Source organism: Citrobacter freundii complex sp. 2025EL-00176 (genome assembly GCF_053309355.1).
The window spans coordinates 1,311,016-1,323,910 of sequence record NZ_JBRYHT010000001.1 but is presented as its reverse complement, the minus strand read 5'-3'; the positions used below and the strand labels follow the sequence as shown (position 1 = coordinate 1,323,910).

Genomic DNA, 12,895 nt, shown 5'->3' with positions numbered 1-12,895 from the left:
ACGGAAATGTGTCATTCCTTGTGAGTTGTTACAAATTACAGTTAACGTAGCCTTTTCTCGTAGGCTGGATAAGGCGTTCACGCCGCCATCCGGTAAGGTGTGCCTTACCGCCTGATGGCGCTGCGCTTATCAGGCCTACGAGGGCGGTCATTCGGGAAAATAAAAAACCCGCGACATAGCGCGGGTTTTCACATCACTCGAGGTGATTACATACGTTCTACGGTTTCGATACCCAGCGTATCCAGACCCAGCTTCAGGGTTTTCGCTGTCAGTTGCGCCAGCTTCAGGCGGCTGTTACGAATATCTTCGTTCTCAGCGCTGAGGATAGGACAATGCTCGTAGAAGCCGGAGAACAGACCCGCTACGTCGTACAGGTAGGCACACATCACGTGCGGCGTACCTTCACGGGCCACGACGGTGAGCGTTTCTTCAAACTGCAGCAGACGCGCAGCCAGTTGGGCCTCGCGATCTTCACGGATAATGACCTGCGCATTTGCCAGCGCGCCCTCGTCGATATCCGCTTTACGGAACACGGACAGTACGCGGGTGTAGGCATACTGCATGTACGGCGCGGTGTTGCCTTCGAACGCCAGCATATTGTCCCAGTCGAAGATGTAGTCAGTGGTACGGTTTTTGGACAAGTCCGCATATTTCACCGCGCCGATACCGACCGCGTTCGCCAGCTTTTCCAGCTCATCGGCAGGCATGTCCGGGTTCTTCTCAGCCACCAGACGACGCGCACGCTCCAGCGCTTCATCCAGCAGATCGGCCAGTTTAACCGTGCCGCCTGCGCGGGTTTTGAACGGCTTACCGTCTTTGCCCAGCATCATACCGAACATGTGGTGTTCCAGCGGTACGGAATCTGGCACATAGCCGGCTTTACGGACGATGGTCCAGGCCTGCATTAAGTGCTGATGCTGACGGGAATCGATGTAATAGAGAACGCGGTCGGCATGCAGCGTTTCGTAACGATACTTGGCGCAGGCGATATCGGTGGTGGTGTAGAGATAACCGCCATCTTTCTTCTGAATGATAACGCCCATCGGTTCGCCTTCCTTGTTCTTATACTCATCAAGGAATACGACGATAGCGCCTTCGCTCTCAACGGCCAGCCCCTTAGCTTTCAGATCGGCCACGATACCAGGCAGCATCGGGTTGTACAGGCTTTCACCCATGACATCGTCACGGGTCAGCGTGACGTTCAGGCGGTCGTAAGTTAACTGGTTCTGTGACATGGTAATGTCGACCAGTTTGCGCCACATCTCACGGAAGTACTCGTCGCCGCCTTGCAGTTTAACAACATAGCTACGGGCGCGTTCTGCGAAGGCTTCATCTTCGTCGTAATGTTTTTTCGCATCACGGTAGAAACCTTCAAGGTCAGCCAGAGCCATCTCTCCGGCGTTTTCCTGCTGCTGTTTTTCCAGCCACGCGATCAGCATACCGAACTGGGTACCCCAGTCGCCGACGTGGTTAGCGCGAATAACATTGTGGCCAAGGAACTCCAGCGTACGCACCGCAGCGTCACCGATGATGGTGGAACGCAGGTGACCCACGTGCATCTCTTTCGCTACGTTAGGCGCGGAGTAATCAACAACAACGGTTTGTTTAGCCGGTTGGGTAACGCCCAGACGATCGGAGGTCAGCGCCTGCTGAACATGCTGCGCCAGAAATGCCGGATCGAGAAAAATATTGATAAAGCCTGGGCCAGCAATTTCAACCTTGCTGGCAATCCCGTTGAGATCCAAATGAGTCAGCACCTGCTCAGCCAGTTGTCGCGGCGCCATACCCAGTTTTTTAGCGACAGCCATCATGCCGTTGGCCTGATAGTCACCGAACTGTACTTTTGCTGACTGACGAACCTGTGGTTCGCAATCTGCAGGCGCGCCTGCAGCAATCATGGCCTGACTGACTTTTTCTGAGAGAAGAGCCTGAATATTCACCGGAATACCTTACATTTATGAAGCGGGATAAAATTCACCGCGCCAGTTTAAGAATTAAGGGCGGGAGTATACTGCAAATGCCCGTTGTCGTCAGCATCGCGAGTACTGTGCTCTGTCGGAAATGAAAGCAACGCAATTACGTATAATTATGCATATTGCGTTCGAAAAAAACAGCGGTTGGATGGCGTAGCGCAACAGGGTAAATTAGCGGCTTTGAACATGGATATGAGCTTTTATTATGGCGAACTGGCAAACAGTTGCAGAACTGCATGATATTTCCGCAGATTTACCGCATTTCACGCAGGCGTTAACAGAACTTTCCACCCGTCTTGGTCTGGATGTCACACCGCTTGAAGCCGATCACATTTCTTTGCGTTGCCATCAAAATACTACCGCAGAGCGCTGGCGTCGTGGATTTGAGCAGAGCGGTGAATTATTGTCAGAGAACATCATCAATGGCAGACCCATTTGCCTGTTCAAACTCCATGAGCCGGTTTGCGTACTGCACTGGGCATTTTCCATCGTAGAACTGCCGTGGCCGGGCGAAAAGCGTTATCCGCATGAAGGTTGGGAGCATATTGAGATTGTCCTGCCGGGCGATGCGCAAACGCTGAATGCGCGTGCGTTGGCGCTGCTTTCCGATCAAGGCCTGAGTCAGCCGGGCATTTTTGTGAAAACCAGCTCACCGCAAGGAGAGCGGGAGCGTTTACCGAATCCTACGCTGGCGGTCAGCGATGGCAGCGTGACGATAAAATTTCATCCGTGGTCGATTGAAACCATTGTGGCAAGTGAGCGACAGGAGTGAACATGGCCTTACTGGAAGTTTGCTGTTACAGCATGGAATGCGCGCTTACGGCGCAGCAAAACGGCGCGGATCGCATTGAGCTTTGCTCGGCCCCCAAAGAAGGGGGCTTAACGCCGTCATTGGGCGTATTGCGTTCGGTTCGCCAGCACGTTGCTATTCCCGTTAACCCGATTATCCGCCCGCGTGGAGGGGATTTTTGTTATACCGACGGTGAATTTGCGGCAATGCTGGATGATATTGCGATGGTCAGAGATCTGGGATTCTCAGGGCTGGTGACCGGTATTTTAGATGCGGATGGCGATGTCGATATGCCGCGCATGGAGAAAGTAATGGTCGCAGCTGGCCCGCTGAATGTCACTTTTCATCGGGCCTTTGATATGTGCGCTAACCCACTCAATGCGCTACAAAAATTAGCTGAACTGGGCATCGCCAGGGTACTGACTTCCGGGCAAAAATCAGATGCAGTGCAAGGTTTAACAAAAATAATGGAACTTATTGCGCAGGCGGGTGCTCCAATCATTATGGCCGGAGCGGGGGTTCGCGCCTCGAATTTGTCCCTGTTCCTGGATGCTGGAGTGCAGGAAGTCCATAGTTCTGCCGGAGTATGGCTGGCTTCCCCAATGCGTTATCGCAATTCGGGGTTGTCGATGTCTTCGGATACGCAGGCGGATGAGTATTCTCGCTATGCGGTAGACGGAGCGGCGGTTGCTGAAATGAAAGCAATCATAGCACGCCATCAGGCCAGCTGATTTTTACCGTTGCATCATGTCGCCCAATATGATGCTTGCTCGTACCAGGCCCCTGCAATTTCAACAGGGGCCTTTTTTTATCCTTCTCCTGCATATTTCGGTCTGCTACTGCGTTGGCTTTCCTCGCGCACCCCGGTCACGTAGTTATCTACGCTCCCGGGGATTTGCTGCGTCGCCGCCTTGTCGCAAACCGAACTATTTTGGAGAAAATGTGCCACCAGTCAAAAATAACTAGGGTTTACGCGCAATCAATACCGCGCGTAATGGGGCGGGATAGCCTTCCACCGTTTTACTGTGGTCGTTCGGATCGAGGAAATCGGCCAGCGATTCGGTTATCATCCACTCGGTACGGCGCTGCTCTTCGGTGGTGGTGACGCAGACATCGGCGATGCGTACATCAACAAATCCGCATTTTTCCAGCCAGTTTTTTAGCGCCAACGCAGACGGGATAAAATAGACGTTACGCATCTGCGCGTAGCGGTCACCTGGCACCAGTACGGTATTTTCATCACCCTCGACTACCAGCGTTTCCAGTACCAGTTCACCGTCTTTAACCAGCTGATCTTTCAACTGCCACAGGTGTTCCAGCGGTGAACGTCGATGATACAGCACGCCCATGGAGAACACGGTATCAAAGGCGTTGAGCGCCGGGAGCTGTTCAATACCCAGCGGCAGCAGATGCGCACGCTGATCGTTGCCCAGCAGTTTACGCACCGCTTCGAACTGGCACAGGAACAGTTGCGTAGGATCGATGCCAACCGCCAGATGCGCCCCCGCGCCAATCATGCGCCACATGTGATATCCGCTGCCGCAGCCGACATCGAGAATGGTACGGCCGGTAAGATCTGATAAATGCGGCAGGACGCGATCCCATTTCCAGTCTGAGCGCCATTCGGTATCGATATTGACGCCGTACAGCGAGTATGGCCCTTTACGCCATGGCATCAGGTTCCGCATCAAAGTATCGATGCGTTTGAGCTGACCGTCGCTGAGCGGTTGTTCGCTTTCTGCGGTGACGCTATGCAGTAAGTCCAGGCGATATGGCGTTAACTCCGGCAAAAATTCCACCGCGTTCGACCACTGCTTAAATAAGCCATGCTGATCGCGCTGCCAGGTGGCGATTTGCGCCGGGAGCGTTTCCAGCCAATGGGAAAGGTGATTTTTGGCAATCAACTGATAAAAGTTACCAAAATCGATCATGCGCAACCCTCAGCTTTCAGCGCCACCAGAGATCCAAAGTTGAAGCACTGGAACCACAATTCGCTGTGCTCAAAGCCCGCCTGATGCAGTCGCGCTTTGTGTGTTTCTACGGAGTCGGTCAGCATCACGTTTTCCAGCATGCTGCGCTTCTGGCTGATTTCCAGTTCGCTATAACCATTTGCGCGTTTGAAGTCGTGGTGCATGTTGAACAGCAGCTCGCCAACTTGAGCGTCTTCGAAACTGAATTTTTCCGACAGCACCAGCGCGCCGCCGGGATTCAGTCCCTGATAAATCTTATCCAACAATGCCTGGCGCTCAGGTGGCTCAAGGAACTGCAGGGTAAAATTCAGCACCACCATCGAGGCGTTTTCGAGAGTAATGTCGCGAATATCGCCTTCGATGACTTCAACCGGGGTAGGGGCCTTATAAGCGTCAATATGACGACGGCAGCGCTCAACCATCGCCGGGGAATTATCAACGGCAATAATTTTGCAATTCTCGTGATGAATATTGCGACGCACCGAGAGCGTCGCCGCGCCCAGAGAGCAGCCGAGATCGTAGACCTGTGTGTTGGGTTGGACGAAACGTTCGGCCAGCATGCCAATCATCGAAATGATATTGGAGTAGCCGGGAACGGAACGCTGGATCATATCCGGGAAGACTTCAGCTACCCGTTCATCAAAGGTCCAGTCACCCAGACTGGCGATAGGCGCAGAAAAAAGCGTGTCGCGGTGAGACATAACGTAAAAATCCGGGAAAAATAAAGTGGCGTATTGTGCGCTAATGCAGGGAGAAAACCAACTCCCAGGGCATATACCAGAGATTCGCCAGCACCATTAGCAACAGCGAACACCAGGTCGCGCTCATGCCTGAACGCCGCCAGCGGAAAAGCCGGTGGTGGAATCCGTAGTAATGCATCAGTCGTCCGGCAATCAACATCAGTCCGCAAATATGCACCATCCACGTTTCTGCGCCGTTCATTTCCATAAATAACAGCAGCACTAACGCGACAGGAATATATTCCACCGCATTACCATGAATACGGATAGCGCTTTGCAGTTCGCTAAAACCACCGTCACCATAGGCAACGCGGTACTGCATACGCAGGCGAACGACGTCAAATGAGAACTTTATTAACAATAACGCACCCAATACGGCATAAAGCGCGCTTACCATACAAACTCCCTTTAAAATGGCAGATGGCACTGTCTATGATAGGTGGCAATTTCAGAAAAGAGAAGATTGCTGTGGAATAGACGGTGCTGATCCGATCTCTGGCAGGGCGCTACGTAAATCCGCCCATAACGTGTCTACCAGCTCCGGGGCCTGCGCGATATCCGGCGTATGCAAAAATAAATACGGCGTCGTGGACTGTTGCCACAGCGACAGTTTGCTTAACCAAACGGCAAATAACTGCCGGTTTTGCGCCATATTATCGCTACCGATAAAACGCACCATCGGATGAGTGGCAGTTACCACTGCATGAACCGGAACCTTCGGTTTCTTACGCTGGGCCTCGCGTATCGCTTCAGTATGCGGGATGGCGGCATGCACCGGGCGACTGTCTAAGATCACCCGGTTTACACCTCGCTCATGCAGGCCGCGATTCAGTTGCTGCTCTTCTTCGCCTTTGGCAAAGAAGCCCGGATGGCGAACTTCGACACCGTAGGTAAAGGATTTGGGGAGCGCATCGAGAAACGGCCACAAAGCGGACAGGTCGTGTGGGCCAAAGGTGGCGGGTAATTGCAACCAGTATTGCCCAATGCGCGCTTCCAGCGGCGACATGCGCGTAAAAAATTCCTGCACCAAATCATCACAGTTACGCAATGCGGCCTGATGTGAAATGGTGGCCGGAAACTTAAAACAAAATCGAAACGCATCGGTGGTTTGCGCATGCCAGCGGGTGACAATCTCGGCTTTTGGCAGCGCATACAGCGTGGTGTTGCCCTCGACACAGTTGAAGTGGCGGGCATACTCTTCCAGGCTGGTGATCCCAAGTCGCACCCACCTCGGGTGCGACCACTGGGGTAAGCCGATATAGATCATAACGCTTGCAGGATCTCGTCCACGCTGCGAACGCGCGCAATGCGTGGGAAAATATGTGTCATGCTGCCTTGATGCTGGTCAGCACTGGCGGCGCTACAGGCATCTTCCGCAACGATCAGATTAAAACCTAGCTCCCACGCGTTTCGCGCGGTGGATTCCACGCCAATGTTCGTGGAGATGCCGCACAGGACGATGGTATCGACACCCCGGCGGCGCAATTGTAGCTCGAGGTCAGTACCGTAGAACGCGCCCCACTGACGTTTGGTGACTTCCAGATCGCTGGCGCATTTGCCCAGAGCTTGCGGGTAATCCCACCAGTTGTCGGGTAACGCTTTGGCCGGTGCCTGGGCATCAACCGGTTGTTTCAGCGCTTCTGCATAATCGTCAGACCAGCCAACGCGCACCATCACTACTGGAGAACCCTTAGCACGAAATTTTTCCGCCAACCGTGCGGCGCGGGCAACCACATCGTGTGCCGTATGTGGTCCGCCAGCGAAAGGCAGGATCCCTTCCTGTAAGTCAATAACGACAAGGGCGGTTGTTTTTGCGTTCAGTTCCAGCATGGTCACTCCAGTAAAAAATAAGAATTCCGTTACACCTTAATCGCGAATCAGTGTGAAAGGGGCGACAATTTTTGTTATTTTTTGTGAGATTACGCAATGCCCGTCGAGGAAACAGGCGTACAGTCAGTACCGGACTTATCGTGCGGCAGAATTTCCAGTATAATAGCCGCCTTTTTTCATTCAGTTGTGACATTCAGCTAAAGCTGCGACTTCGTCATCTGCGAGACAGGTGACAATCCGCCTGCGGCAAAGTTAAGGGATATCTCATGCGTACAGAATATTGCGGGCAGCTACGTCTGTCCCACGAGGGGCAGCAGGTGACTCTGTGTGGTTGGGTCAACCGTCGTCGTGATCTTGGTAGCCTGATCTTTATCGATATGCGCGACCGCGAAGGTATCGTGCAGGTATTTTTCGATCCGGACCGTGCGGACGCGTTAAAGCTGGCCTCCGAACTGCGTAATGAGTTCTGCATCCAGGTTACGGGCACCGTGCGTGCGCGTGATGCGAAAAACGTCAATGCCGATATGGCGACTGGCGAAATTGAAGTACTGGCATCCGATCTGATCATTATCAACCGCTCAGACTCACTGCCGCTGGACTCTAACCACGTCAATACCGAAGAAGCGCGTCTGAAGTATCGTTATCTGGATCTGCGTCGTCCTGAAATGGCGCAGCGTCTGAAAACACGCGCCAAAATTACCAGCCTGGTTCGTCGCTTTATGGACGATCACGGTTTCCTCGACATCGAAACCCCGATGTTGACCAAAGCAACGCCGGAAGGCGCGCGCGACTATCTGGTGCCTTCCCGCGTCCATAAAGGCAAGTTTTACGCGCTGCCGCAGTCTCCTCAGCTGTTCAAACAGCTGCTGATGATGTCTGGCTTTGACCGCTACTATCAGATCGTAAAATGCTTCCGTGATGAAGACTTACGTGCTGACCGTCAGCCTGAATTTACCCAGATCGATGTGGAAACATCCTTCATGACTGCGCCACAGGTGCGTGAAGTGATGGAAGCGTTAGTGCGGAATCTGTGGCTGGAAGTGAAAGGTGTGGATCTCGGTGATTTCCCGATCATGACCTTTGCCGAAGCTGAGCGCCGTTACGGTTCCGATAAGCCAGACTTGCGTAACCCAATGGAACTGGTTGACGTCGCCGATCTGGTAAAAGACGTTGAGTTCGCGGTGTTCTCTGGTCCGGCGAACGATCCGAAAGGCCGTGTCGCAGCCCTGCGCGTACCGGGCGGTGCGAGTTTAAGCCGTAAGCAGATCGACGATTACGGTAACTTTATTAAGATCTACGGCGCGAAAGGCCTGGCTTACATCAAAGTCACCGAGCGTGCGAAAGGCTTGGAAGGTATCACCAGCCCGGTGGCTAAGTTCCTGAACGCAGAAATCGTCGAAGCGATTCTGGCGCGTACCGGTGCGCAAGACGGCGACATGATTTTCTTCGGTGCCGACAACAAGAAAGTGGTTGCCGACGCGATGGGCGCGCTGCGTCTGAAACTGGGTAAAGATCTGAGCATTACCGACGAGTCGAAATGGGCGCCGCTGTGGGTCATCGACTTCCCGATGTTTGAAGACGATGGTGAAGGCGGTCTGACCGCGATGCACCACCCGTTCACCTCGCCGAAAGATATGACCGCTGCTGAGCTGAAAACTGCGCCGGAAGATGCGGTTGCCAATGCTTACGATATGGTTATCAACGGCTATGAAGTCGGTGGTGGTTCCGTCCGTATTCACAACGGCGACATGCAGCAGACCGTATTCGGCATTCTGGGCATTAACGAGCAAGAGCAGCGTGAGAAATTCGGCTTCCTGCTGGATGCGCTAAAATATGGTACACCGCCGCATGCGGGCCTGGCGTTTGGTCTGGATCGTCTGACCATGTTGCTGACAGGTACTGATAACATTCGCGACGTTATTGCCTTCCCGAAAACGACGGCAGCCGCGTGTCTGATGACCGAAGCGCCAAGCTTCGCCAACGAAGCTGCGCTGGCGGAACTGAGCATTCAGGTTGTGAAGAAGGCCGAGAATAACTGATATGAAGTACAAACAGCCTGTCTCGGTGTTAGTCGTGATTTATGCAAAGGACACCGGGAGAGTGCTGATGTTACAGCGACGCGACGATCCTGACTTCTGGCAGTCGGTCACCGGCAGCCTGGAAGAGGGTGAAACCGCGTCGCAGGCCGCCATGCGCGAAGTAAAGGAAGAGGTCGCCATTGATGTTGCTACTGAGCAACTGACCTTAATTGACTGTCAGCGCACGGTGGAGTTTGAGATTTTTAGCCATTTACGTCATCGCTATGCGCCGGGAATTGAGCGTAATACTGAATCCTGGTTTTGCCTGGCTCTTCCCTCAGAACGAGAGATCGTGTTCACCGAACATCTGACTTATCGTTGGGTTAATGCGGCTGAAGCCGCTCGGTTAACCAAGTCGTGGAGTAACCGGCAGGCGATTGAAGAATTTGTGATTAACGTCGCCTGAGAAGGCGCGCTTTTTGGAGATATTATTTATGGCAGGTCATAGTAAATGGGCCAACACCAGACATCGTAAAGCCGCGCAGGATGCTAAGCGCGGTAAAATCTTTACCAAAATCATTCGTGAGCTGGTGACGGCGGCTAAACTGGGCGGTGGCGATCCGGATGCTAACCCGCGTCTGCGTGCAGCCGTTGATAAAGCGCTGGCTAACAACATGACCCGTGACACCCTGAACCGTGCCATCGCGCGCGGTGTGGGCGGTGATGAAGACTCTAATATGGAGACCATCATCTATGAAGGTTACGGTCCTGGCGGCACCGCCGTGATGATCGAATGCCTGTCTGACAACCGTAACCGTACCGTTGCGGAAGTGCGTCACGCGTTCTCTAAAACGGGCGGCAATCTGGGTACCGACGGTTCCGTATCTTACCTGTTCAGCAAAAAAGGCGTGATCTCCTTTGAACAAGGCGATGAAGACGCCATCATGGAAGCGGCGCTGGAAGCGGGTGCTGAAGATGTTGTGACCTACGATGACGGCGCGATTGACGTTTACACCGCGTGGGAAGAGATGGGCAAAGTCCGTGATGCGCTGGAAGCGGCTGGTCTGAAAGCGGATGCGGCTGAAGTTTCAATGATCCCATCCACCAAAGCGGATATGGATGCAGAAACGGCACCGAAACTGATGCGTCTGATCGATATGCTGGAAGACTGCGACGATGTACAGGAAGTTTACCACAACGGTGAAATCTCCGATGAGGTTGCTGCAACCTTAGAATGATGTGGTTAAGCCATAAAATAACAGGAGATGCGTGATGTCTATTATTCTCGGCATTGACCCGGGGTCGCGCATTACCGGTTATGGCGTAATCCGTCAGGTCGGCAGGCAACTGACCTACCTCGGCAGTGGCTGTATTCGCACCAAAGTTGACGATCTTCCGTCTCGCCTGAAGCTGATTTATGCGGGCGTAACGGAGATCATCACCCAGTTCCAGCCGGACTATTTTGCCATTGAGCAGGTCTTTATGGCGAAGAACGCCGACTCGGCGCTGAAGCTGGGGCAGGCGCGCGGCGTGGCGATTGTTGCCGCAACCAATCAGGATCTTCCGGTCTTTGAATACGCGGCCCGCCAGGTAAAACAGACCGTGGTTGGTATCGGTAGCGCGGAAAAAAGCCAGGTGCAGCATATGGTGCGTACGCTACTGAAGCTGCCCGCCAACCCGCAGGCGGACGCCGCGGATGCGTTGGCGATTGCTATTACCCACTGCCATGTCAGTCAGAATGCCATGCAAATGAGCGAGTCGAGGCTGAATCTGGCGCGAGGTCGGTTACGTTAGTGACAAATGAGGCTGGATATCTATCCAGCCTTTTTTTATGATAGCGCATTACCTTTTAGCCCTTAACGCAGGAGCGTCACGTGATAGGCAGACTCAGAGGCATCATTCTTGAAAAACAACCCCCACTGGTCCTTCTGGAAACGGGTGGGGTAGGCTATGAAGTGCATATGCCAATGACCTGTTTCTACGAGCTGCCGGAAGCCGGGCAGGAAGCGATTATCTTCACCCACTTTGTGGTGCGTGAAGACGCGCAGTTGCTGTATGGCTTCAACAACAAGCAAGAACGCACATTATTTAAAGAGTTAATTAAAACCAACGGCGTAGGCCCGAAGCTGGCGCTGGCGATCCTCTCCGGTATGTCTGCCCAGCAGTTCGTGAATGCCGTTGAACGTGAAGAGCTTGGCGCGCTGGTGAAGTTACCTGGCATTGGAAAGAAAACTGCCGAACGTTTGATCGTTGAAATGAAGGACCGCTTTAAAGGTCTGCATGGCGATCTCTTCACCCCGGCGGCAGACCTGGTTTTGACCTCTCCGGCAAGTCCGGCAACGGACGACGCCGAGCAGGAAGCGGTTGCTGCGCTGGTGGCGTTAGGCTATAAACCACAGGAAGCCAGCCGCATGGTGAGCAAAATTGCCCGCCCTGATGCCAGCAGTGAAACCCTGATTCGTGAAGCGCTTCGCGCGGCATTGTGAGGTAAAGGATGATTGAAGCAGATCGCCTGATTTCGGCTGTCAGCACGACACCTGAAGACCTGGTGGATCGTGCGATCCGCCCTAAATTGCTGGAAGAGTATATTGGCCAGCCTCAGGTACGCTCGCAAATGGAGATTTTTATCCAGGCGGCGAAGCTGCGCGGTGATGCCCTCGATCACCTGCTGATTTTCGGCCCGCCTGGCCTCGGTAAAACCACGCTTGCCAATATTGTTGCCAATGAAATGGGCGTCAACCTGCGCACCACATCCGGACCGGTACTGGAGAAAGCGGGCGATCTGGCGGCTATGCTCACTAACCTTGAACCCCACGATGTGCTGTTTATCGATGAGATCCATCGCCTGTCACCGGTGGTGGAAGAGGTGCTGTATCCGGCGATGGAAGATTATCAACTGGATATCATGATTGGCGAAGGGCCTGCTGCACGTTCAATTAAGATCGATCTGCCGCCGTTTACCCTGATTGGGGCGACGACGCGCGCCGGGTCGTTAACGTCCCCGCTACGTGACCGCTTTGGTATTGTGCAACGGCTGGAGTTCTATCAGGTTGCCGATCTGCAGCACATTGTCGGACGTAGCGCCCGCTTTATGGGACTGGAAATGAGCGATGAAGGAGCGTTGGAAGTGGCGCGTCGCGCCCGCGGTACGCCGCGTATCGCCAACCGTTTATTACGCCGGGTACGTGATTTTGCCGAGGTGAAGCATGACGGCACCATTTCGGCGGATATCGCCGCTCAGGCGCTGGATATGCTCAACGTCGACGCGGAAGGCTTCGATTATATGGACCGCAAGCTGCTGCTGGCGGTGATCGATAAATTCTTTGGTGGGCCGGTCGGTCTGGATAACCTGGCGGCGGCGATCGGGGAAGAGCGTGAAACCATTGAGGATGTGCTGGAGCCGTATTTGATTCAGCAAGGTTTTCTGCAGCGTACGCCGCGCGGTAGAATGGCAACGGTGCGCGCCTGGAACCATTTTGGGATCACGCCGCCAGAGATGCCTTAGCACCTGAAGTCGCTACGCTCATCAGGCCTGGGCGATTTTGTAGGCCCGGTAAGCGCAGCGCCACCGGGC

Annotated in this window: 14 protein-coding genes; 8 read left to right on the top strand and 6 right to left on the bottom strand. The window is 53.8% G+C overall.

The genetic code is table 11. The features are described 5' to 3' along the window. Positions 1 to 206 precede the first annotated feature (206 nt). Positions 207 to 1,940 carry an arginine--tRNA ligase gene (argS, locus tag ACVXHP_RS06495; RefSeq protein WP_447571084.1) on the bottom strand — a complete coding sequence of 578 codons (1,734 nt, stop codon included), beginning with the start codon at positions 1,938 to 1,940 and terminating at the stop codon, positions 207 to 209. A gap of 238 nt (positions 1,941 to 2,178) precedes the next feature. Here argS and ACVXHP_RS06490 point away from each other — a divergent pair, with 238 nt between their 5' ends. Beyond that, a complete protein-coding gene (locus ACVXHP_RS06490; RefSeq protein ID WP_447571083.1) occupies positions 2,179 to 2,745 on the top strand; it encodes a VOC family protein in 567 nt (188 codons plus the stop codon). A gap of 2 nt (positions 2,746 to 2,747) precedes the next feature. After that, a complete protein-coding gene (gene cutC / locus ACVXHP_RS06485) occupies positions 2,748 to 3,494 on the top strand; it encodes a copper homeostasis protein CutC (protein WP_447571082.1) in 747 nt (248 codons plus the stop codon). Positions 3,495 to 3,725: 231 nt separating this feature from the next. Here cutC and cmoB read toward each other — a convergent pair whose 3' ends face one another. Genes cmoB through ACVXHP_RS06460 form a run of 5 tightly spaced genes read right to left on the bottom strand, consistent with a single transcriptional unit; the run spans position 3,726 to position 7,303 of the window. Then, positions 3,726 to 4,694: a tRNA 5-methoxyuridine(34)/uridine 5-oxyacetic acid(34) synthase CmoB gene (gene cmoB, locus ACVXHP_RS06480; protein WP_200006096.1), complete on the bottom strand. Its 969-nt coding sequence runs from the start codon at positions 4,692 to 4,694 to the stop codon at positions 3,726 to 3,728. Beyond that, positions 4,691 to 5,434, bottom strand: coding sequence for a carboxy-S-adenosyl-L-methionine synthase CmoA (gene cmoA / locus ACVXHP_RS06475; protein ID WP_200006097.1), 744 nt, complete (start codon positions 5,432 to 5,434; stop codon positions 4,691 to 4,693). The genes cmoB and cmoA overlap by 4 nt, the downstream gene beginning before the upstream one ends. Positions 5,435 to 5,474: 40 nt before the next feature. Continuing rightward, positions 5,475 to 5,870 (bottom strand): MAPEG family protein, encoded by a 396-nt coding sequence (locus tag ACVXHP_RS06470; RefSeq protein WP_003833847.1) that lies wholly within the window; start codon positions 5,868 to 5,870, stop codon positions 5,475 to 5,477. 51 nt (positions 5,871 to 5,921) lie between these two features. After that, a complete protein-coding gene (locus ACVXHP_RS06465; RefSeq protein WP_447571081.1) occupies positions 5,922 to 6,740 on the bottom strand; it encodes a DUF72 domain-containing protein in 819 nt (272 codons plus the stop codon). Then, positions 6,737 to 7,303 (bottom strand): hydrolase, encoded by a 567-nt coding sequence (locus ACVXHP_RS06460; RefSeq protein ID WP_200006099.1) that lies wholly within the window; start codon positions 7,301 to 7,303, stop codon positions 6,737 to 6,739. The genes ACVXHP_RS06465 and ACVXHP_RS06460 overlap by 4 nt, the downstream gene beginning before the upstream one ends. Positions 7,304 to 7,569: 266 nt before the next feature. On the opposite strand from ACVXHP_RS06460, the gene aspS reads away from it, so the two are divergent. The 6 genes from aspS (at position 7,570) to ruvB (ending at position 12,826) form a co-directional block, all read left to right on the top strand. Next, the gene (gene aspS / locus ACVXHP_RS06455; RefSeq protein ID WP_447571080.1) at positions 7,570 to 9,342 is read left to right on the top strand and encodes an aspartate--tRNA ligase; all 1,773 of its coding nucleotides are present in this window, start codon (positions 7,570 to 7,572) and stop codon (positions 9,340 to 9,342) included. A gap of 1 nt (position 9,343) precedes the next feature. Next, a complete protein-coding gene (nudB, locus tag ACVXHP_RS06450; RefSeq protein WP_200006100.1) occupies positions 9,344 to 9,787 on the top strand; it encodes a dihydroneopterin triphosphate diphosphatase in 444 nt (147 codons plus the stop codon). A gap of 28 nt (positions 9,788 to 9,815) precedes the next feature. After that, positions 9,816 to 10,559, top strand: coding sequence for a YebC/PmpR family DNA-binding transcriptional regulator (locus ACVXHP_RS06445; protein ID WP_200006101.1), 744 nt, complete (start codon positions 9,816 to 9,818; stop codon positions 10,557 to 10,559). A gap of 34 nt (positions 10,560 to 10,593) precedes the next feature. Further along, positions 10,594 to 11,115: a crossover junction endodeoxyribonuclease RuvC gene (ruvC, locus tag ACVXHP_RS06440; protein ID WP_003034867.1), complete on the top strand. Its 522-nt coding sequence runs from the start codon at positions 10,594 to 10,596 to the stop codon at positions 11,113 to 11,115. A gap of 80 nt (positions 11,116 to 11,195) precedes the next feature. Further along, entirely contained in the window at positions 11,196 to 11,807 is a 612-nt protein-coding gene (gene ruvA, locus ACVXHP_RS06435; RefSeq protein WP_016153412.1) for a Holliday junction branch migration protein RuvA, read from the top strand. A gap of 8 nt (positions 11,808 to 11,815) precedes the next feature. Continuing rightward, positions 11,816 to 12,826 (top strand): Holliday junction branch migration DNA helicase RuvB, encoded by a 1,011-nt coding sequence (gene ruvB / locus ACVXHP_RS06430; protein ID WP_005120696.1) that lies wholly within the window; start codon positions 11,816 to 11,818, stop codon positions 12,824 to 12,826. Positions 12,827 to 12,895: the final 69 nt, after the last annotated feature.